Consider the following 20,782-nt stretch of genomic DNA (forward strand, 5'->3'; position numbering starts at 1 on the left):
TGCGCATGTGGCCGGGCTTTGCCCGGCGGTCGCAGCCTATGGCTGCTCCAAACGGAATACAGGCAGTTGATGCAATATTATAATATTGAATCAATTATGGCGAAGTGCCATAACAGGGCTGCCTGTATGATGCTGGCAAGAAATAGGGGTGATTACTTCACATGGGCCGACCGCGCGTACCACGGCACAAGCGACTGACGCAAAACCAGCGTTTTGCCATCGTGCGCAAGCGTGCCGAGGGGGTGCCGATCGAGGATCTGGCCCGCGAATTTGGCGTCACGACCCGCAGCATCTTCTACGCGTTGAAAGCCGATCAAAGCCGCAAGCTCGATGCGCGCGTGCGCTCTGAGCTGGTGAATGTCCGGCTCACACCGAAGGAGCTTGCGGGCTTTGATGCGGTGCTGACGCGGCATGATATCGCCAGCCGGGCGGAAGGGCTGCGTCGGCTGATCCATGCCTCGAACGATCTCTTTGTCCCTGATGATGAACTGGCCAATCAGATGCAGGGATTGTCGGCCTCTCTCAATCGCACCGGCAACAACATCAACCAAATTGCGCAGCGCTTGAACGAGGCGAAGCGTCAGGGCAAGACGCCGCCCTATGGCAATTCCGCCCATGGTCAGGTGCGCGCCTTGGCCGGGCTGATCTTCGACATCGCGGACCAGGTTCAAGACATGGCGCAGCGCCGCCGAAGCGCGCTGTCTGGCGAGATTGCCCGCGTACTGAGAGGCTTTGCTGATGGCCCGCAGTAGCGCCGTCGCCGCCGTGCAGGAGGCTTTCTTTGATCGAGACTGGAGCCGCATTCGCGGCAGTGGCCCACGCGCTCGTGCAAAGCAGATGGCGCGCGCAGCCCTGGGGCATTCGCCCGCGATCTTCAAAGCCATTCGCGATGGCGGCACCCATACCAAAACGCAGCTGCGCAACCAGTTGGAATATCTGACCACCAAGTCGAGCTTCATCATAGACAGTCGTGGCACCTATGACGGCCAGAGCATCCTGTCAGCCAAAGAGATCGAACAGGTCACGCGTCGGTTTTCGGCGCAATGGAATGAGGGGTTTCACCCAAAGCTGGGGCATACCTCGCACCTCTTGATGGCCTTTCCGATTGGCACGCGCGGCGAGCATGTCGCTGAAATCACACGCGAGATCTGCGAGCGGTTCTTTCAGGGGGAAGGCAGCCACTTTGATTACATCGCGGCAGTGCATGAGGACCGGGACCATCCACACGCGCATATCGTCTTGAACCGGCGTAGCAAGGATGGAGAGTTTTTCTTTCTCAAGCAGAGGCATCACTTCAACTACGACAGCTTTCGCGAGGCCATGGTCGAAGTGTCGGATCGCTATGGGCTACGGCTTGAGGCCACCCGAAAACTCGGGCGCGGGATCACAACGAAAAGCCCAAGTGACAAAGAACATCGTCGCGCGGGAACCACGGTAACAGAACTGACGGAAAGGGATCGCGTAGGGCATGAGCTTGACCGCGCCTTGGCGGAAGTGGCTCAGAATGCGCGGCTCTATCGCGGGCTGGCAGCAGAAGCCTCGCGCGAAAATCAGCACGACATTGCGGCTGCCTTGGAGAAGGCAGCGACGCTTCTAGTGCAGGGCAAACCAATTGAAGCAGATGGAAAGGTATATGGCATGGCCGAGGAACAGTATTCCTTTGACGAGGTCGTGGATGCGTTCCACGGCAAGATTGAGCAGGCCGAAAAAGTGGTGGCCGATGCTCCGCCGGACCGGCGCGCAGCGCTGGAGCAGGAGCTGAACGAGATCTATCGTTCAATCTCTCACCTCAGCCCGATCGGCGTGCGTTCTCACACTTTGCTGGAAACCCCGTCTGGCGGCGGGATCTATTCGGCCGAGAATATTGCGGACCAGCTACAGGATAAGCTGCGCAGTGATGCCGTGGCGGATCGGCTCCAACTGGCGTTGAAAGACACCGGTATTTCTAGGCAGGAAGTTGTGTCCCGTATCGAGATTGGTGCGCAGAATGCGGCGCTGGAGCGACAATGGCTTAGCCGGGATTTGGTTGCTATCGCTGAAACCGAAGGGCTCGACCTGTCTAAGCGTGACGATTTGGAAAAAGCTGTTGATCGCCTGGATGAGCTGCATGGTGAGTTGGGGCGTCTACTGAATGAGGCAGAGGTATTACGTGATGCAGGGACAACCGAGGTGGTTGAACATGACCGTTCGCCGGTCGAGAGCCTGCCGCCAGTCGCGTCCGATGCTCTTCAGCGCTTGCGGCAGGATCCGGCTTCAGATCCATTCCGCGATGATTTGGAGCGTGACACACTGCGCCAGGAACTGAATGAGCTGGTTGGTGATGACCGCGCCGCTGATCTTGCCATCGGTGATGAAAGCGCTTTGGAAGATCACGTCGAAGATCGGCTTGACCGTCTTTATGTGGCCAAGGCCTATCTGCAGAGTGAACCAGAGCTGGCGAATTCCGTCGCAATGGAACATGTGCTAGACGAAATCGCCAGTGAAGAGATTGAAGTGCAGCACCAGCGGCACGTAGAAATCGACGGCGAAAAAGGCGTGACCCATGGATAAAACCAGGATTGCGCTTGGCGTCTTCAGCTTTGCCTTGCTCGGTGCATCTTTGGGCTATGTTCTGGCGTCGGCCTTTCTAACGTTCCATTGGTACGGGGTCGGGAGCGATATCGATTTCCTGATGCTGGCACGCGGTTATGTGGCTTATCGAGCAAGCCAGCCGGGCGATATGCAGGTCGTGCACTTGATCATTGGTATCTGCGCTGGAGCCGGTGTTTTGCTCAGCGCTGTTTTGATGAACGACGCTTTGACAAAATTCGGTGAAACCCACTGGCAGCATATGTCTGAGATGAAGCGAAACGGCTTTTTCGGAAAGCCCGGCCACGGCTTTGTCCTGGGCAAAATGGGCAAGCCCAAGAGCCGCAAACCCTTCGTGATGTCCAAAGTATTCCCCCATGCCCTGATCGTCGCCCCGACCGGACGCGGCAAAACAACTGGCTTCGTCATCCCGAACCTTCTGACCTATCAGGGTAGTGCTGTGGTGCTGGACGTGAAGGGCGAGAACTTTGAGGCAACGGCCCGCCACAGGGCAGCGCAGGGCGACAAGGTGTTCCGGTTTGCGCCCACTGATTGGAAGGACGGCCGCTCCCACCGGTACAATCCTCTGCTGCGCATATCGGCGCTGGACAACGTCGACCGCCAGCAGATGGAGCTGCAACTCTTGGCCTCGCTGTTCTTGCAAGCTGATAACGACCGGGTGCAAGGGCTCCTCGATGGCGGCATTGATCTATTCGTGGCGGCAGGACTTTTGGCTTTTGAGCGAAAGCGGCCGACCTTGGGAGAGATCTACCGCATTACGGCCTCTGGCGGCGACAAGCAGAAAGAGTATCGCCGCCGCGCCGACGAAGTGGTCAATCCAGCCGCCAAGCTGATCTTCATGCGCATGGCCTCGACCAACAACGACACGCTGACATCCTACCTGTCGCTCTTGATGACATCTGGCCTCAAGCAGTGGTCAAACCCGGCCATCGACCGTGCGACCGCAACGTCGGACTTCGATTTTCGCGACATCCGAAAGACGCCGTTTTCGGTATATCTTGTGGTTGAACCACTCATGGTGAAACCCCTCGCGCCGCTGATCCGTCTGTTTTTCTCAGACTTGCTCGCATCCCTTCAAGACCACGAACCCGGCAAGGACGAGCCCTGGCCGGTGATGATCATGCTCGATGAGTTCAATCGCCTGGGCAAAATGCCGATCGTGCTCGACAGCATCGAAACTCTGCGATCTTACCGGGCAAACTTAGCGATCGTAACTCAGACGATCCCGGCTTTGGACGAGATCTATGGTGAAAATGCCCGCCGCGCCCTGCAGGGCAACGCGGGCATCAAGCTCTATCTGACCCCCTCAGATGAAAAGACCATCGAAGAGCTCAGCAAAGCGGTTGGCAAAACCACCAAACGCGTTGTGACCCGTTCGCGTTATGTCGGCCGAAACCCCTTCGTCGGTCGCAGCATGTCTGAACGGACGGAAGAGACGCCTTTGTTACCTGAGGATGAGGCCCGTCGCATGGATCTTGATGACATTGTTCTGGTGGTCGACGCGCAAATGCCCGTGCGCGCCAAGCGGATCAAATACTATGGCGACCGGTTCTTTAAGCAGATCTTCGACAAGCAGACCGGCGATCTGCCATATCCGTCAGCTGGTGACCAGATGCGCGGGCTGCAAGGGCAGATCAAGGCACTGGAAGCGAAGATTGGAGCGCTTGAGATGCCGAGGGCGGTTTCAAGTGACGGCTCTGGAGGTGGTGGGAAACGGCGCGATGAGATTGAGGATTTGGCGTCCGGCGGTCAAAGTGTACAGTCAGGTGATCAGGCCAGTTTGGGGGATTATCAGGCTGGAACTGAAAGGGTGGAACGGTTCATGGAAGAGGCTGCTCGGGGATGAGGGCGGAAACCGGACCTTCGCCGACGCTGCGCTGTGGGTTGGAGACATCCTGAAAAGCAAGCAATGAATCGAAGCACGCTTTGCAGAAGCGTAGCCTACTCCTGCCAAACACACTGAAAATTTTGAAGCCTCTCGTCTCAGTCTACAAAGACTTGAACGCTGGATTTGACGCAAGCCAGTGGCATTCCTCAGTTGAAGAACGACCAATCAACGTCCGCCGCAATAGGATTCGAATGTTCAGACGGCTTGTGACCAGACTGGCCATTGCAAATGGGGAAGCAACCATAGTGATTGAGAAAATCACTCAAGAAGAAGCTTTCAATGTCAAAAAGGTTCTCACTTCCGTAGTTCCTGAGAACATCAGCAGAGTAGTACGTAAACTTCACCCTCTGCGTCTTTGCGTAGTTGCTAATTCCCACGTTGCCGGATTGGCCGGACAAATGGCCGCCAAGCCTCTTGAAAAGGCTGTTTTGTTTTGACTCGCTCATCCCAATGTAAATCAGCTTTGAGTTCGCGAAGGGATACGCGATTTCACTTTCGGTCAAATAGATGAAGTAGATGCCCGCAACGCCGCGAACAAACTTGATTTCTTGCTCGCTAAGATTGTACATTTGTGTGAATAGTATTCGCATATTTTCAATATTAAACAAGGGGGTAGGCCTTGACCACCGAAAACATCAAGACAGCAACTGAGGTCATTACCGAGTTCCTCGACACCCAGGCTAAGGACGAATCCCTCGACGCGGACACTGTGGCCGCTGTCAGAAATCTTCGAAAGGACGATGATCTAAGCAAGGTCAAGCTGCTGCGAAAGCTGGAAGAGGTGCGCAAGGCCGCAATCAAGGCTGATATGGCGGGTGCAGAGGAGGCAGGTGATGACTAAAGTTCGCAAGATCACCGTCTCGCGCTTTCGCGGCGCACGTTTCGAACTGCCCCTCGATTTTTCGAAGAAAACGAAGAGCGTTGCGATCTTCGGTGAAAACGCGTCGGGCAAGAGCACCATTACAGATGCCCTTGAGTGGTTCATTCATGACCGCGTGGACCACCTGTGGCGGGAGGACTGCAAGCAGGACTCGCTGCGCAATGTGCTAGCCGATGACAAGCCCAGCTCTGTGGAGCTGGTTTTTGACGGCACTGACCGCAACGGAACCAAAGCGCTCTCGGACGCGCTGAAGACCTCAGCCACCTTTGCCAATGACAATGCGGAGCAGCTTGTTGCCGATCTGAAAGGTGACAATATCATTCTCAGGCATGCCGATATTGTTAACTTTCTCGACAAAACAAAAGGCGGGAAGCGTGAGGCCATTGCCGATATTATCGGCTATAGCGAGATCACGAAATTTAGAAATGTCCTTTTGCAAACAAAGAACCAGCTTGAAAAGGAAACTGAATACACGACCGCAAAGCAGCAGATTCAGCGCCTTCAATCCGGGATGATCGCGGAAGTAGAACAGGTTGTTCCAAACAGAAAGGAATTCTACGGCGTAGCCGCTAAGGTCACGAATCCATTTGATCTTAAGACAGAAGTTACTGACGAAGAGTCCTACAATGAGGCTTTAGAAGAGCTTCGGGGACAGGGCAGTAGTGAGGAAAAGATACGACTGGCAGAGAGACTCGCGCAGCTTGAAAAAGCTTGCAGTGATCTTGTCGCCGACATTGATCAACTCTCGGATGATGCCACGGCATTTACGGATAAATATAACGCCCTCGCAAAGGAGAGCGAAAACGTCAACAAGCTTCGGCTCAGTGACTTTCTGATGCGCGGCAAGGCCGTCCTGGATGATAAAGTCTTTACTGATCCGCAGTGCCCGTTTTGCCTGGAGCCCTTTGAGCTTGCCCAACTCCAGGAAGAGGTCGGCAAGCGCCTTGAAGCGTTAGAGGCGTTGCAGAAGCGGCTCGATGAAGCTGGCTCGCTCAAGGATACTCTTGCCGAGACCATCACCAATGCGGGCCTTAAGACGAAAGCCATCATGGAGACGTATTCCGATCTGGATGATTTTTCTTCGCTGATCGAGGCTGTTAAGTCTGCGCGCCTCAAGCTGCGCGACTATCTGAAAGATCTGAAATCCGCCTTTGATGACAAGAAGGTTTTCGAGGCCCCCGCCGATTTCGACGCCGAACTGAAGGCGTTGCGTGCAGAATCGGAAACGGCTTCGGAGCAAGCCAAAAAAGCCGCGAAGAAGCTGCAGCTCACGGAGCTGGAGAAGAAGGTCGCCGCTGCGCTGATAAGGCTCAAAACCGTCAGCGATCAGGTGAACGACTTTGAAAGCTATCAAAACATTAGGGGTGCTTACGAAGCCCAAATCATTACGCTTTCCTCAATGCTGGATGACTTCATCAAGGTTCAGAACGGGGCGCTGCAGGCTGTACTGGATACTATCAGCGATGATGTCGGGAAGTTCTACGCGGCGCTTCATCCCAAAGAGAGCGTCGACAAAGTGCGCCTGACTATGGTCGGCGATGAAGGTGTCGAGTTCCAATACGCGTTCCATGGCAAGGCGACCCAGCCGCCACGCAAGTACCTAAGCGAAAGCCACCTGAATAGTCTTGGGGTGGTTCTGTTCCTCGCTAACGCTCGCATCTTCAACAAGCACGCCAAGTTCCTGGTGCTGGATGATATCGTCACAAGCTTCGATACATCGCATCGGCGCAGGCTCTTACGCCTTTTGCGCGACGAGTTCTCCGACTGGCAAATCATCATCCTCACGCACGAGAACATCTGGTTCGACATCATCAAGAGGGAGATGGGGCAGCATGGCTGGATTTTTCACGAGGTCCGGTCAGACGGTGCAAATGGCATCCTTATCGAAAACAGCCCCGCGTCTCTGAAGGAAATCATCGAACAGAAGAAGGGCAAGGAAGACGTCACAAACGACCTACGCAAACTACTGGAGCTTGTGCTCAAGAATATCTGCCAGGCTCTTGAGGTGAAAGTGGCCTTCCGCTTCAACGACGTTAACGAAAAACGCATGTCGGATGAGCTGATCAGTGCGCTGCGATCGACCTTGAAGGACAAGTCGCCCGATCTACTGGATACGCAAATCTTCTCCGATCTGGCAGGATCGGCCCTCATCGCCAATCTGGTCTCTCACGATAACGCCGACAAAATTGTCGGCGAGGACATCGATGTGTTGCTGGAAGATATCGAGAAGCTGGTCGCCCTCTTTGTCTGTGAGCATTGTGGCCGCCATATTCGCGCAGATGTCGATGTGCCCGGTGAGAAAGCGATTTCGTGTAAGTGTGGGAAGTCTCGATTGCCTTGGAAAACTTAAGTGATGCAAGACATGCTTAACCTGAATTCGCAAATCACGCGATTGGCAGAAAAGCCGGAGCGACCGCAAAGTCTGAGCAGAAGTGCAGATAGACCGGTTTGGACGTCGATCGGATATGGTGAATGCAGCATCTTAGTCTGCTAGGTGTGCGGACAGATTCAAACTATCGGGAGGTCTTCCATGGATAACCCTCATACAGCGGCCACGAAATTTGCGGCAGATTTTGGGGCGATGGAATACGCCCTAAAGAGAATGCCAAAGTACCGCCGCAAGAACAGAGCGATTGCGGAAGCGGATTGGGACGCATTTGCGAGAGATTTGGGGCAGGAGTTCTTCGATCATGTAGTGAAGTCTGGGACTGCAAAAACACTGGTTGGCGAGCCACCGCGCCGCCTTCTGGCAGATATGCAGTGGGATCCACCTAATCCCGTCCCACTCTCAAATGTCTCGCAACTCATGGTCAATGGTGTCTGTCGCGTGAGAAATAGTTACTTCCATGGCGAAAAGTTCACTGGTGGACCGGCTGGGCAATGGGAGCGCGACGCCAAGCTCATCGAAGAAGCTCATGCCGTACTTAAGGAGGCTCAAAAATTCGCATTCAATCAGCCTAGAAGCGTTGTTGATCCCGCGTAGATAGCCCGAACTCGCAGCCCGACAATCTTCATCTGAACCGTAACTCAGCCAATTCGAATGTCTGAAATGAGTTTACTGTGCCGCAGAACTTGGCCTCTCGGCGAAGGTTTGGAGTGGGCCAGAGCCCTATTCCAACCGCTTAGCTCTTTCGGCAACCTTCTGAACCATCGAAACAGTAGCTCCGCCCGCCTGCCGTATCCCGGCCCCCGCAATCTCAGCATTTGACCTGGTCCCAAACCGTGCCCGCGCCCGGGATCCCTTGGTGCCGATCAATCCCTTGGCGAACCCGCCGGGGCCGGGAATGCTCGGCGGTCCAGCCATCATGAAATTGCCTGAGATAGAGCGCACGATCAGCGGGGTGGCGATGATCATGCCGCCTGCGAGAAACATCATCATGAAGAAGGGCACCAGCGCGCCGATGTTGCTGGCTCCGGAGGGATCTCCGAGCTCGGTCATGAGCGAGCGCGACATGCCGACAACGGTGGAAAACACGCCCGCGATCACGAGGGGGTAGAGCGCGTAGGATACTGTGCTGGACAGCCAACGGTGGAAATAGTCCTTGCTGACATCGAACAGCGACAGCGCGATCATGATGGGGGCGATGCCGATCATGAAGGCCAGCATGATCTTGGCGAAGATCAGGACAAGGCCGCAGAGCGCGCCGATCACGCCGAGGAGGAACGCGCCGATCGCGCCGATCAGGGCACCGGCCATCCAATGCATGTTGTCACCGGCCGCGTTCAGGTAGTCGCCAAATTCCTCGATGAGATCGTCGAAGGCTTCGGCAAAGTAAGATGCACCTGCACCGCCGCCGCCAAGCCCGGCCACCATGCCGCCCGCGAGTTGGTCGAGCCCATCGATCAGGGCGCTGGCCACACCGTTGAATTGGACCCAGTTCATGGCAAACACCGAGATGAGCATGAGTTTGAGCGCGAACCAGAAGGCGGTCCGCCCGTCCATGGATTTGTACTGAAACACCATGTTGAGGAAGACGCCGATCACGGCGAGCGTCGAAGCCACGGCAATGACGCCGCCAAGCTGACCCGCGACGTTGCCAAAGGTGGTTTGAGCCGCGTCTTCCAGAAAGCTGTCGGTTGTTTCTACCATCCAGGTGACGACGCCCATCGGATCTTCCTCGGTCTGCTTTAGGCGCTCGCGCTGGTGCGACGTTTCATGAAGGCCTTCAGAATATGTTCGCCGTCGAAATCCGGTACCACTGAGACCAGCTCCCAGCCATCCTGACCAAGGGCCGTCAGCTGCGATTCGATCTTCGGAGGCTTTGTCTTGGCGGTGTTGATCTGTTCAATCTTGTATTCAAACATGGGCTGTTTCCTTTGAATGGGCCGGATCAATCGGCAGGTAGAATTCGGTAATGCCGCGCGCGCCTTCATGGCGACCGGCCTGGATGATCACATCGATCGAGCGGGTGATGTAGTCGTTCATGTCCTGGTAGGTCATAGGCACGTCGGTTTTCAGGGCGGCGATGGCGAGGCGCTGCACGGCCAGCTGAGGCGTTTCAGCGTGCAGCGTGGTGAGTGAGCCACCATGGCCGGTGTTAATGGCCTCAAGGAAGGTCATGGCCTCCTTGCCGCGTACTTCGCCTAAGACAATCCGGTCCGGCCGCATGCGCAGGGTGGAAGTCAGCAGAACATCAGCGCTGCGGATGGCTTCGTCCCTGTCAGACATCAGCGTGACGACATTTGGCTGCGTCGGTCGCAGTTCAGCGGCCTCTTCGATCGTGATGATGCGCTCGTCAGCGGGCACGAAGGAGAGGATCTTGCGCGCCGTGACGGTCTTGCCGGTCGAAGTCCCGCCGGAAACGATCATGTTGAGCTTGTGGGTGACGCAAAACTTGATCGCGGCGTCGATGTCGCCGGTGGCCACGACATCTCGCAGCTCGGCATTGCGCTTGCGTCGTGCGCCCTCGTTGCTGCGCTCTTTGCCGAAAAGATATGATAGCTTGATCTGATCCAGTGGCAGGTCCGCAAAGAAGCGCAGTGAAATCGCGTAACCGCCATCAACGGCGGGGGGCTGGATGACTTGCGCCCGGATTGGGCGGTCTCGGTAGGTAATGCTGACCGAGACGATGGGTTTCGTTCGGCTGAGCGTGGTGTTCGCGGCGGAAGCAATCTGATTGCCAAGGTCTTTGATCTCGTTCGGTGACAGCCGTCGATTGACGCATCGCATAAAGTGATCCCGCTGAAACTCCGCCCACAGCGTGCCATCAGGATTGATGCAAAGCTCGATCAGCCTTGGGTCACGCGCCTCGGGGATTTTGTCCATCGAGCTTTGCAGATAGCTGGCCGCCATGATCAGAAGATCTCCAGATCGCGATCGACCATCACGGTGACGCGGGCACCTTGATCGACATAGATCACGGGAGAGACGGAGAGATATTCGCCGATCACGCTTTGCGCGCTGTTCTGAAGGTCTTCGCCAATGCCCTCGAGCACATCAGAGGTGATCGCGTCTGATGTGTTTTGGGCGGCCACGGCGGGCAAGGCTCCGATCAGCGATATCAGGGCCGCTGACCCGAACCGCGTGCCAAAACGGCTATCGACAAAGCCAGTTGTGCCGGAGCGGCCCAGTTCATCACCACCGAAAGCGCTGATTTCGACGGTCTGGTTGCTGGGCAGAATGATCCGATCCCAGGCGATCGTCACGCGCCGCTGCGCTATGTCGAGGCCGGATTGATACCGCCCGATCAGACGCGCGCCGCGCGGGATCAGAACCCGTGAGCCGTCATAGGCATGGACATCTTCTGATACCATCGCGCGGACCTGACCGGCAAGCGAGCTTTCGATTGCGGTTTCCAGCACGGCCTGGATCATTGTGCCCTGAACGACGGTGTTTGACGGGTTCACGATCAACTGGGCTTGCGTCACGTCTGCGGGTTCAGCGCCATTGCGGACAAAGTCTGTGTCGCCATCAAGCCGCCGCTGCTGCGCGGCGGTTTCGTTGTTGCCGCCTCCAGTGCCGCCAAAGGCGATGATTGGGCTGGCGATACGGGCTTGGAGTTCCTCAAGTTCGGCTTGCCGCCGCCGCTCGAGCTCTTGAAGACGCAGTTCCTCGGCCGTGGGGCCGGTTGGTGTAGGCGTGCGCGGTGTTTCCAGGCGTGCGAGCTCAAGATCGTTCTGCAGTCGCTGGATTTGTCGGGCACGTTCTTCCAACTCTTCGCGCAGAGCGGCTTGCGTTGCTGCCGCTTCGCTGCGCAGGGCATCGATCTCTGCGCCCAAGGTATCCAGTGCCTCGAGGTCGACAGTTGGCGCTTCAAGTGCAGGTGCGTTGTGCAGGGCTTCAAGCTCTTCCCGCATAGCTTCCATTTGGGCGCGCAGCTCTTCTGTGTCGCTGGCCGGTTCCGGCTCTGGCGGTGGGGATGTGTAAATAGGTGCAGGCGTGGGCTCGAGCGCACCAAAGCCCGGTCCGGCCGCTTGGAACTCATCAGGGGACGCGGTTTCCAGGCTGTCGGGTTCAGAGCTGCCAGAGAACAGCAGCAAGAGGCCACCAAGGGCCGCGATTGCCCCGATGCCTAGGGTGATAGCGAAAAATGACGGTCGCGATTTTCGGTTTTGTGGTTTTCCTTCAAGTGCTTCGAGGCGTTTCTTGAGATTTGCTGTTTCACTCATTCTGATTTGCCTCGCTCATCTCTTGGACGCAGATCTCGTCCTCGCCAAGCCTGAGAACCCATCGATCGCTGACACCTGACACGCGGATCACGCCATCCGGTCGCGCGAGCGCATTCACGCTGCGCTCATTGCCGTTTGACCAACGAAAAATCGCGGGCAACGGCGCACTCGCTGCAAAGCGGAAGTAGGTGAATGCGCCGTCATCCCAGATTTCCCGTGGGGTGATCTCAGATCGTGCGCTGACGCCATAGGCATGGTTTGCAGGTTGGCTTGCCGCCACTCGGGATTGATGGGGAGCGGACTCAGGATAGGTGAAACGGATAACGTAAAAGGTCGGCGAGCTCGCCTCAGTGACGTTGAAATAATAGCTGCGCCGGTTGGTGTAGACGGTGATGTTGGTATGCGCGCCGCGCGTGACGGGCTTGATCGCAAAGGCCTGGCCACCAGGCACGCCGTCCAGAAGGAAGCCCTCGGTATCGCCCGCAATGATCGAGCGGATGGTCTCGCCTTGGCCGAATTCAATGCTGGTCACATGGGTCAGGCTGGTGCGGATGCGGTAGACCTGTCCATCCTGATAGGTGGCCAGCCGGACGCGTGCATCATAGGGGCCTTGGCGCGGCTGGGTTTCTGCATAGGCGGTGCCAGCAAACGGAATTAGGAAGGCGAGGATCAGGAACAGGCGGCGCATTGGTTACTCCAGACGATCCGAGCGGATCGCATATTCGGTGACGGTGAAGCCGAAGGGGTTCTGCCAGACATCGTCGATCGACCGGCTGTTCTCGGGTCGGAACTCAAACATCAGCGTTGCGGTGAAGAGCCCGTTTTGACTGCCGCGCGGCGAATTCAGCCGCTTGCGCAGGCGCACTTGGGCACGATTAGCACTGATGTGCGTGATCGAAAGAACCTCGACGTCAAGGCGCGCATCTGTGCCGTAGCTGTCGGGCGGGTAGGCCTCATGGCCACTGGTCCAAAGCGCGCGCAGCCCTGCGGCGGCCGCGCCGTCCGACTGGTCCAGGACCCGCCGCACCCGCACGTCATTGTCGAGCTGATTGTAGGTCTCTCGATCAATGACATAGCGGTAGACCTGTGCCTCGATGATAGCGGGGCGTTCCGTGAGTGAGACCGCTTCAACCACGGCATTGGGGAGGGCCATGCCGGTTTCGCTATCAAAGGGCACGATCATGGGGGGCGGGTCCACGTCGAGCAGGGCGACAAGAGCAGCGGCCAGGCAACCTGCCATGCCAAACGCCATGCCTGTCAGCCCCAGTTTCTGCCACATGAGCTCGCGTCGTCGAGCACCGTAGACGAGCTCTTCTTCGATGATTTCTGCCTCGCTGTTCATGGGATCAGTCCGCCCGCAGGTCTGGCAGGGTAAAGTCCATGTAGCGGCGCTCTTCGGCCAGCGTGGCGGCATCCACCACGCCGGATTGGCCCGCGCCGACGGTCTGAATGGCTTCGAGTTCCCACATGCGCGTCATGGCGATTGCCAGCTCAGCCGTGATACGGGTGTTGTGATCGACGGCTTCCTTGAGCGTTTCCATGTCTGGGATCAATGAGACCAGCTGTTCGACCCGTTCGAGGGATTGCGCGGCCTCTTCATAGCTGTTTTCAGCGGCTGCCGACATGACGGCCCCGGTGCCTGCCTGACTGGCAATGCGTTCCGCGCCCGGATTGCCACTGCTGGCCATGTCGGACAGGCTGTCTTGGTCAAAGCCTGCATCTTCCAGGGCTTGTGTCATGCGGCCTTCCATCTGGGGTGCGGCGTTGCCGATCAGGCCGCTGAAATCGCCGCTTTGGATTTGCCGTATGGTGCCAAGGAGATCTCCGAACTCTTGATCGAGCAGTCCGTCAAGATCACCGCCCATGGCCATCTCGATAATGTCCGTCGCGCCAGTCAGGGCGGCGTAGGTCTCATTGAGCGTGTCGAGTTGCTGCTGCACCAGGTCGAGCTGTTCGAGAAGCGTGTCGAGCTGGTCTGTCTGAATGCCGAAATCCTCCAGCAATTGCTGGAGCTGGCGAATTTCCTGCGCGATGTTGCGCGTGTCGACCGTCGGCACGCCTTGAGCAATTGCAGGAGACGCAACCAACAATGCGCAGGTGGCTACGGCAGAAAGAAAGCGGATCATCGGGGTGCCTCCAAATCGAATTTCATGAAGTCTTGTTCGCGGGCTTGCGCGGCCGCCATGGCCAGCTCTGCCGCGCTGAGCGGGCGGGTATGAGCTGCCTTGAGGCGCGTGCGGATCGCGATCAGGCGAGCGAGTTCTGCCCGCGCGTAGGTGTTGAGCGACATGGCCGCGTGAATGTCATGTGTCTCGCCAATGCGGGTGATGATGTCCTGCACGCGCAGGGCGGCCGCTTGCACCGAGACCAGTGAGTAGTCGCCATAGACACCTGCGCCGAAGGAGGTCAGGCTCATCGTGGAGTTGGCGAGCAAAACCGGATCAATGGTGCCAAGCGCGTCGACGCCGCCCACGCGGGCAAGGTAGAGATTGTAGCGTTCGGGGATGACCTGAACGTAGTGCTGGGTCTCGGCAAATGGCGGCACGCCACCGTAGCGCTGCACATTGCCGGGACCGGCGTTGTAGGCGGCCAGCCCGTGAATGATGTTGCCGTCAAACATGGCCAGCATCTGCGCCAGATAGCGCGCGCCGCCCGTGACCTGAATGTAGGGATTTTCATAGTAGGCTGGATAAATCCCGAGATCCTGCGCCGTTCCGGGCATGATCTGGGTCAGACCGAATGCACCAACAGGCGAGCGCGCGCCGATGGTGAAGCGGCTTTCCTGCCAGATCAGCGCCTGCAACAGGCAGCGCCATTGCTTGGGCGACAGACCGGCAGCGCGCACGCCAGATATGTGGTGCGTTTCTTGCGCGGCGCGAATGATCAGCTGTTCGATGGAGCCCGAGGCATCGCCGAACATCTGGCCCGCGCCGGGGTTTGGGTCGACCGGACCATAGAGCGTCTCTGCAGCGCTTTCAGGTGATGAACCAGCTTCCAAACTCGCGACAAGTGGGCCGGAATTCCCGCTGGCCAACGTCGTGGCATCGAGGATGTCTTCCAGTGCCTTGAGTTGTTCTTGCTCGAGCTCTTCAAGCTCTTCCTCTTTGGTCAAACGATCCCGCTGCAGCGCCAGATCTTGTTCGCCCTGCTGCAACACGCGCTCGCGCTGAAAGAACATGCCCGCATCAAATGTGGGCACGCCCTGGGCAAAGGCCACTGGCGCGGCGAAACAGACCAAGCCCGCAAAGATATGCAGGCGGTGCTTACTCACCCAGGCCACCAATCGGCCCGAGTAGCTCGAAATTGCAGTTGCTGCGGCTGACCTCTGCAAAAGAGTTGAAGCATTCAGCTTCGGACGGCCGGTATTCCGCGCAGGCTGTCAGGGTCAAAAGGGTGAGGGTCAGTACGCAAAGCCTACGCATCAATCTGTCTCCAAAAATCGGGGTTTTGACGATAATCTGGGCCAACCAGAGCTTCGCCTTTCTCCATGCCACCAAGGATCGTGAGGTAGGATCCAAGGGCGCTGAGATCAGCGTCGATCACCACCGAACCTTGATCATCGCGCACCAACGCCAGACGGGAGTTGCTGCCGGTGCCGAGCAATACGCTGAGCTCTTTTTCAGTGAGCCCCAGCATAGTGTAATCGCTGGCCGAGGCGCGGATATTGGGTAGCAGAAGCTGCGTTGGCACAGCCTCCACAATCGTCTTGCCGGTGCGAGTTTTCTCAAGCTGGCTTGCGTATTGGGTCATCATCACAACGACGGCATTTTGTTTCCGCGCCGTGACCAGCCAGTTGCTGAGCCGGTCGGCAAAATACGGGTTGTCGAGCGCTTTCCAGGCTTCGTCGATGATGATCAGCGTTGGCTTGCGATCCTCGATGACGCGCTCCACCCGCCTAAACAGGTATGACAGAACCGCCATGCGCTCTTTCTCGCTTTCACTGTCGAGAATGCCGGTCAGGTCGAACCCGACGACATCGCCCTCGAGCGAAAAACTGTCTTCGACGCTTTGCCCAAAGATCCAGCCCAAGCGGCCATCAGCGGTCCATTCCTGAATCCGTTCGAACAGATCCCCTTCATCTGCCCCCGCCACAAAGAGGGAGGCCAAATCCTGCCAGTTGCGAAGGGCGGCATCGCTGGCTCCGGCGTTCTGGCGCACCACTTCCTGAATGCGGTTGATCTGAACCGGGCTCAGGGGCTTGTCGGCGCGATGCAGCAACGTGGCCAGCCAATCGGAGAGCCAGGCTTGCCCGCGCCCGTCGATCTCGGTGCGCAGCGGGTTCAGGCCGGTTGCTTCACCCGCCTTGATGGCGCTGTAGCGGCCGCCATTGGCGCGTACGGCCATTTCCATACCCGCGCGATAGTCGAAGACAAACACGCGCGCGTCGCAGCGACGAGCTTGGGTCATGAGGAAGGCTGATAACACCGACTTGCCGGACCCAGGACGGCCAAGGATCAAAGTGTGGCCGCCCGTCGGCTCTTTGTTTGGCTGACCCGTTTCATGGTAATTGAACAAGAAGCCCGAGCGTTCAGGCGTTGGAAACAGGGTGATTGGCTTGCCCCAAGGCACTTGGTGACCAGGTTTGCCCAGTTGACCGCGATGAAGCGCTGCGAGGTCGGCAAAGTTGGTGTTGGTGATGGCGGCCTTGCGGCTGCGCATCTGCCCATTGCCCGGATGCTGCGCGAAATAATGGGTGCGCGCTGCAAAGCTCTCGTTCACCAGATTAACACCTTCGCTGGCCGCGATGTTGCGCACTTCGGCGGCGATGGCTTCCAGCTTTTCTTCGGTCTCGGCGAAGACCGTCACCGTCATGTGATGATCGCCAAAGCTCAGCCGTTTGGATTCCAGATCGTCCAGAGCGTCGACCAGTTCTTCGGCGAGGGAAATCGCGCCGTCATCGCTGGCCTTCATCAGACGCTGCTGGCGCTTGATCCGGCTGGCCATGATGTTGCTGTTTATGGGCGTTAAGGAATGCGTGACCACCATGTCGACGGGCAGGTTCAGCTCATCGAACATGGTGCAGCTGGTTTTGGCCGGGTAGGTCTTGATCGCAAAACTGGTGCCAAACCGCTTACCTGCCGTCCCATCGTCGAGCGTAAAGCCTCGCCCCTGAAACGTGACTCGCGTGTTGGCCACATCTTCGGCAATGATGCCAAAGCGGGATTTTGCGAAGAGCGGTCGCTCATGGCCGATGTTGAGCGCCCCGAGGAACCCGAGTAATTCGCCGCATTCAGCGCCGAGCATGCGCGGGTTCATCTCTGAAAAGGATGATCGCAGAAATCCGACGACCTCCTCAAGCTTGCGCAGCTGCTTGGCTGTCTGGTCTTTCATTTGTGCGATGGAGTCTGAGCGCTTCAGGCGCAGCCGTGCACCGAGGGGCGGACGCTTCAGCACGGTGAGCGTGAGCGTTTTGTCCCGCAGACCTGCCCTCGCCATGGCCAGCTGCCAGCGGGTATCCAGCGCTTGTGCAAATCCTTCATTTGGCACCGGCGGCAAGACGGTCTCGATCGCTTTTGAAACCTTGTGGACGTAGAAACTGTACTCCGGCCCAATCTGTGCGATGATCGCTGCGAAGAGCGCGCGGACCTTCTCCAGATGCGCGTCATCGCTGGTCATGCTGTTGACCCCGTCGAGGCGGATGCACTGGAACAATGCATTGCCGCGCGTGCGGATCGTCACATCATTCACCAGGCTGACATAGGGCAGCATGCTGGCCATCGGGCGCTCTTTACGCGCCCAGTCTGGCAGCGTTGCAAGATCATCCGAGGGATCACGGAGCATAGCTGTCCCCCGAATGGATCTTGCGGTTTGGGGTGGGCGGCGTCTCCTGCAGCGCTGTTACCATCACCTCAAGAAAGGCAGGATCCCAATCGGCCGCTTTCCACAGCGCGGGATAGGCCAGAGCGGCGATGATGATCACCGGCCAGCTCTGAACCCAGAGAAACAGCAATACAAACCCGAAGAGCCAGACCATGGCATACATGATCGGCAAGCCGATGAGCTTTGGCGGCCGGATTAGACCGAGGAAGAGGCGGGTTTGCGTTGCCATGTCGAATTTACGCGCCCCAGATGGCGGTCACGATGGTGGGCGCAGCTGCAATGCCTGCGATTGCGACCAGCACCCAAAGGGCCTGGCGGAAATCCAGAATGCCGAAGAGCCAGGAGAGGAACACGCCGATCAAGGCCAAGGTGCCGATGACAATGCCCAAGGGGCCGGTGATCGTGTCGACGATGCCCTGCAGCAGGTTCTGGACCGGCGAGAGGTCGATGCTTTGCGCAAATGCCGGATTGGCAATCATTAGACTGGCCAGAGCCAGCGACAGGATTGTGCGGAATTGAATGTGCATCAGGAGGCTCCAGTCAGTCGGTCACGCACGGCCATGACGCGGCGCACGTGATTTTGGGTTTCGTGGTAGGGAGGAATGCCGCCATAGCGCGCGACCGCGTCTGGCCCGGCGTTATAGGCGGCAAGTGCCAGTTCAGGCGTTCCAAAGCGCGACAACATCATCAGAAGGTACCGGGCGGATCCATCGAGATTGGCCTGCCAGTCATTCGGATCAACGCCGAGCTGTGCGGCCGTTGCGGGCATCAACTGCCCAAGGCCAATCGCGCCTGCGGAACTGCGTGCATTCGCGCGATAGGCGCTTTCGATCTCGATATTGGCTTGGAAAAGCGCGCGCCATTCAGACACAGATAGACCGGCTCGGCGCAGGGCAGGGTGTCCGCCATAGCGATGCGCGGTGCTTTCAAGAGCTGCGAGGATTTCGGGGCGGGGAACTGTGCGGGTTGGTTCCGGAGGAGATGCCTCGGGCTCAGGGCCTGAGAAAACGATTAGTTCTGGTGGGTTTGCACCAATCCCGTCGACATAGGTTTGGGCAAAACCTGATTGGGGTGTTTTGGTCTCCAGCTGGCCATCGGCCCGCATGAAAAGCACGAAGCCTTCAGAATAGGCGGGCGCAGCAAGGAATGCTGCGAGGGCGGCAAGTGGTTTAGCCGGCGACGTCCAGTTTGTGAGAGGCGACTTTGCCCTCAAACATAGGGATAGAAATGATCGAAGCGCCAAGCCCAGCAAGGAAGCTGGATAAGCCGTTGATTGTCTTGAACTCTCGGGCAGCCATGTTGTTGCGTGCAGTGACGAGCAGGCGACGCGTCTCGCCATCTGGCGAGACGCAATGCACGGTCCAAACTCCGGACCACTGAGCACCTGTACGTTTGGGCGTAACCCGGCACACAACATCCGCCGAATGACCCTCGGCAAGCAGCGTGCGCAGCCCGTCTTCACTGACAACATTAGGGGCGTCTTGCATCAAATTCATAGGATCGAGCCTTGCAGAATTATGCATTGGCCCGGCAGTCCCTCATGGACTACCGAACCGATACAATATTATAATCTTGCAATCAATAGGTGCAATTTGCATTATTGCGCCATTCATGCGTTGAAACAAATTTACTGCAACGGAGTGACTGAGCCAAGATAATATGGGGCTTTTGAAACAAACATGGGGGGTTATCGTCGTTCTGAGCTAGGGGTCTGCCGCGATTGAGCTACTCCCCAATGATTGGACAGTTCCCGGCTTAATTTAAGCTACTCTCTGTTCCTGCTGATCGGGCTGCACTTCATCTTTTCTCAGCCAGTAGACCATGGTCGGGGGCTTGCTGCCAAGGGCGGAGTGGGGGCGTTTGTAGTTGTAGAACTTGATCCACTTTCCGACGCCCTTCTTTGCCTCTGATCCGGTTTCCCAGGCATGCAGGTAGACGCATTCATATTTCAGGCTTCGCCAGAGCCGCTCGCCGAAGATGCTGTCGAGGAACCGGCCTTTTCCATCCATAGAGAGGCGCACACCGGAGCGGCGCAAGCGATACGTCCCAGCGAATGACATGAAATGGCTGCCTTGATCAATTGCCCGGCAGGGGATTGCATCGCAATTTCTCGAGAGGGGGGTGTTCATGATCTCGGGCGGGCCGAACTGGGCAATCGCCTCGTTCAGTGCCTCGACACAGAAGTCAGCTTCCAGCCTGTTCGAAATGCGCCAGGCCAGCACCTTGCAGGTGTGTCAGGCCATGATCGCCACAAGATACAGGAACCCGTTCGGCATCGGCAGATAGGTGATGTCGGCGGCCCAGACCTGATTGGGTCGGGTCACGCGCAGCCCCCTCAGTAGGTAGGGGGCTGCAGGTAGGGGTTGGTCTTGTGGCCCTTCGTGGCCTTGCTGGTGTCGGGCTTCTGGTAGATCGGCATCAGGCCCATCAGCCGCATCAAACGTCGGATGTGCTTCTCGTTCACAAAATAACCTTCGTTGCGCAGGTGCCAGGTCATCTGGCGGACGCCAAAGAACGGCGTTTCCAGAAACGGCTCATCGATCTGGCGCATCAGCATCAGATTCATCGCCGTCTCGCCCTTGGGCTGGTCGTAAAAAGACGAACGCGAGTTCGACAGCATCTTGCACTGTTTGCCGATGGAGAGATCGAGGTTAGTCGACTCAACCATCTTCCGCCTCACTTTCCGATCCACGGCTTGAGCTTTCGTGACAAAATCTCGTTGGCCAGGGCCAGCTCCCCGATCTTGGCGTTCAACTCCTTGACTTTCTCCTCGTCAATCTTAGGGGCTTTCCTGCCGTCGCGCTCGAACACACCGGATGCGCTGTCTATCAAAGCAGGCTTCCAGCTGTGGATCATCGTCGGATGAACCCCGAACCGGCTTGCCAGCGCGGCCAGGGTCTGTTCACCCTTCAGCGCCTCAAGCGCAACCTTCGCCTTGAATTCCGGCGAATGGTTCTTCCGTTTCGACATCTCTGATCTCCTTCTTATCGTAAGCG

At 57.5% G+C, this 20,782-nt stretch carries 20 protein-coding genes and 1 pseudogene; 7 read left to right on the top strand and 14 right to left on the bottom strand.

Annotated elements, in window-relative coordinates; translation table 11 throughout:
• The first annotated feature begins 161 nt into the window (after positions 1-161).
• From ACORLH_RS06670 to ACORLH_RS06700, 7 genes are all read left to right on the top strand, one after another.
• The gene (locus ACORLH_RS06670) at positions 162-752 is read left to right on the top strand and encodes a hypothetical protein (protein ID WP_321831859.1); all 591 of its coding nucleotides are present in this window, start codon (positions 162-164) and stop codon (positions 750-752) included.
• Complete coding sequence (locus tag ACORLH_RS06675) at positions 739-2,550, top strand: relaxase/mobilization nuclease domain-containing protein (RefSeq protein WP_321831860.1); 1,812 nt, start codon at positions 739-741, stop codon at positions 2,548-2,550. Before ACORLH_RS06670 ends, ACORLH_RS06675 begins: the two co-directional genes overlap by 14 nt.
• On the top strand, positions 2,543-4,435 hold the full coding sequence (locus ACORLH_RS06680; protein WP_321831861.1) for a type IV secretory system conjugative DNA transfer family protein: 1,893 nt from the start codon (positions 2,543-2,545) through the stop codon (positions 4,433-4,435). The genes ACORLH_RS06675 and ACORLH_RS06680 overlap by 8 nt, the downstream gene beginning before the upstream one ends.
• Before the next feature lie 287 nt (positions 4,436-4,722).
• Entirely contained in the window at positions 4,723-4,914 is a 192-nt protein-coding gene (locus tag ACORLH_RS06685) for a hypothetical protein (RefSeq protein ID WP_321831862.1), read from the top strand.
• Between the two features lie 182 nt (positions 4,915-5,096).
• Positions 5,097-5,318, top strand: coding sequence for a hypothetical protein (locus ACORLH_RS06690; RefSeq protein ID WP_321831863.1), 222 nt, complete (start codon positions 5,097-5,099; stop codon positions 5,316-5,318).
• Complete coding sequence (locus tag ACORLH_RS06695; protein WP_321831864.1) at positions 5,311-7,707, top strand: hypothetical protein; 2,397 nt, start codon at positions 5,311-5,313, stop codon at positions 7,705-7,707. Before ACORLH_RS06690 ends, ACORLH_RS06695 begins: the two co-directional genes overlap by 8 nt.
• Positions 7,708-7,887: 180 nt before the next feature.
• Positions 7,888-8,340 carry a hypothetical protein gene (locus ACORLH_RS06700; protein ID WP_321831865.1) on the top strand — a complete coding sequence of 151 codons (453 nt, stop codon included), beginning with the start codon at positions 7,888-7,890 and terminating at the stop codon, positions 8,338-8,340.
• Positions 8,341-8,466: 126 nt separating this feature from the next.
• Here the strand turns inward: ACORLH_RS06700 and ACORLH_RS06705 are convergent, their stop codons facing one another.
• From ACORLH_RS06705 to ACORLH_RS06770, 14 genes and pseudogenes are all read right to left on the bottom strand, one after another.
• On the bottom strand, positions 8,467-9,465 hold the full coding sequence (locus ACORLH_RS06705; RefSeq protein ID WP_321831866.1) for a type IV secretion system protein: 999 nt from the start codon (positions 9,463-9,465) through the stop codon (positions 8,467-8,469).
• A gap of 20 nt (positions 9,466-9,485) precedes the next feature.
• The gene (locus ACORLH_RS06710) at positions 9,486-9,662 is read right to left on the bottom strand and encodes a DUF4177 domain-containing protein (RefSeq protein WP_321831868.1); all 177 of its coding nucleotides are present in this window, start codon (positions 9,660-9,662) and stop codon (positions 9,486-9,488) included.
• Positions 9,655-10,650, bottom strand: coding sequence for an ATPase, T2SS/T4P/T4SS family (locus ACORLH_RS06715; RefSeq protein WP_321831869.1), 996 nt, complete (start codon positions 10,648-10,650; stop codon positions 9,655-9,657). The genes ACORLH_RS06710 and ACORLH_RS06715 overlap by 8 nt, the downstream gene beginning before the upstream one ends.
• Positions 10,651-10,652: 2 nt before the next feature.
• The gene (locus ACORLH_RS06720; RefSeq protein WP_321831870.1) at positions 10,653-11,966 is read right to left on the bottom strand and encodes a TrbI/VirB10 family protein; all 1,314 of its coding nucleotides are present in this window, start codon (positions 11,964-11,966) and stop codon (positions 10,653-10,655) included.
• Positions 11,959-12,654 (bottom strand): TrbG/VirB9 family P-type conjugative transfer protein, encoded by a 696-nt coding sequence (locus ACORLH_RS06725; protein ID WP_321831871.1) that lies wholly within the window; start codon positions 12,652-12,654, stop codon positions 11,959-11,961. The genes ACORLH_RS06720 and ACORLH_RS06725 overlap by 8 nt, the downstream gene beginning before the upstream one ends.
• A 3-nt stretch (positions 12,655-12,657) precedes the next feature.
• Positions 12,658-13,308 carry a type IV secretion system protein gene (locus ACORLH_RS06730; RefSeq protein WP_321831873.1) on the bottom strand — a complete coding sequence of 217 codons (651 nt, stop codon included), beginning with the start codon at positions 13,306-13,308 and terminating at the stop codon, positions 12,658-12,660.
• A 4-nt stretch (positions 13,309-13,312) separates the two neighbouring features.
• A complete protein-coding gene (locus ACORLH_RS06735; RefSeq protein ID WP_321831874.1) occupies positions 13,313-14,092 on the bottom strand; it encodes a type IV secretion system protein in 780 nt (259 codons plus the stop codon).
• Positions 14,089-15,144, bottom strand: coding sequence for a lytic transglycosylase domain-containing protein (locus ACORLH_RS06740; protein WP_420719807.1), 1,056 nt, complete (start codon positions 15,142-15,144; stop codon positions 14,089-14,091). The genes ACORLH_RS06735 and ACORLH_RS06740 overlap by 4 nt, the downstream gene beginning before the upstream one ends.
• Positions 15,145-15,380: 236 nt before the next feature.
• Positions 15,381-17,747, bottom strand: a complete 2,367-nt coding sequence (locus tag ACORLH_RS06745) for a type IV secretion system protein B4 (RefSeq protein WP_321831875.1) — start codon at positions 17,745-17,747, stop codon at positions 15,381-15,383.
• Positions 17,737-18,015: a type IV secretion system protein VirB3 gene (locus ACORLH_RS06750; RefSeq protein WP_024096577.1), complete on the bottom strand. Its 279-nt coding sequence runs from the start codon at positions 18,013-18,015 to the stop codon at positions 17,737-17,739. The genes ACORLH_RS06745 and ACORLH_RS06750 overlap by 11 nt, the downstream gene beginning before the upstream one ends.
• Positions 18,016-18,022: 7 nt before the next feature.
• Entirely contained in the window at positions 18,023-18,313 is a 291-nt protein-coding gene (locus ACORLH_RS06755; RefSeq protein ID WP_025060020.1) for a TrbC/VirB2 family protein, read from the bottom strand.
• Positions 18,313-18,891 carry a lytic transglycosylase domain-containing protein gene (locus ACORLH_RS06760; RefSeq protein ID WP_321832788.1) on the bottom strand — a complete coding sequence of 193 codons (579 nt, stop codon included), beginning with the start codon at positions 18,889-18,891 and terminating at the stop codon, positions 18,313-18,315. Before ACORLH_RS06760 ends, ACORLH_RS06755 begins: the two co-directional genes overlap by 1 nt.
• 64 nt (positions 18,892-18,955) lie before the next feature.
• The gene (locus ACORLH_RS06765) at positions 18,956-19,309 is read right to left on the bottom strand and encodes a hypothetical protein (protein WP_244462732.1); all 354 of its coding nucleotides are present in this window, start codon (positions 19,307-19,309) and stop codon (positions 18,956-18,958) included.
• A 237-nt stretch (positions 19,310-19,546) separates the two neighbouring features.
• A pseudogene (locus ACORLH_RS06770) lies at positions 19,547-20,756 on the bottom strand (IS3 family transposase).
• Between the last annotated feature and the right edge of the window lie 26 nt (positions 20,757-20,782).

The organism is Thalassovita sp. (assembly GCF_963691685.1).
Taxonomy (GTDB): Bacteria; Pseudomonadota; Alphaproteobacteria; order Rhodobacterales; family Rhodobacteraceae; genus Thalassobius.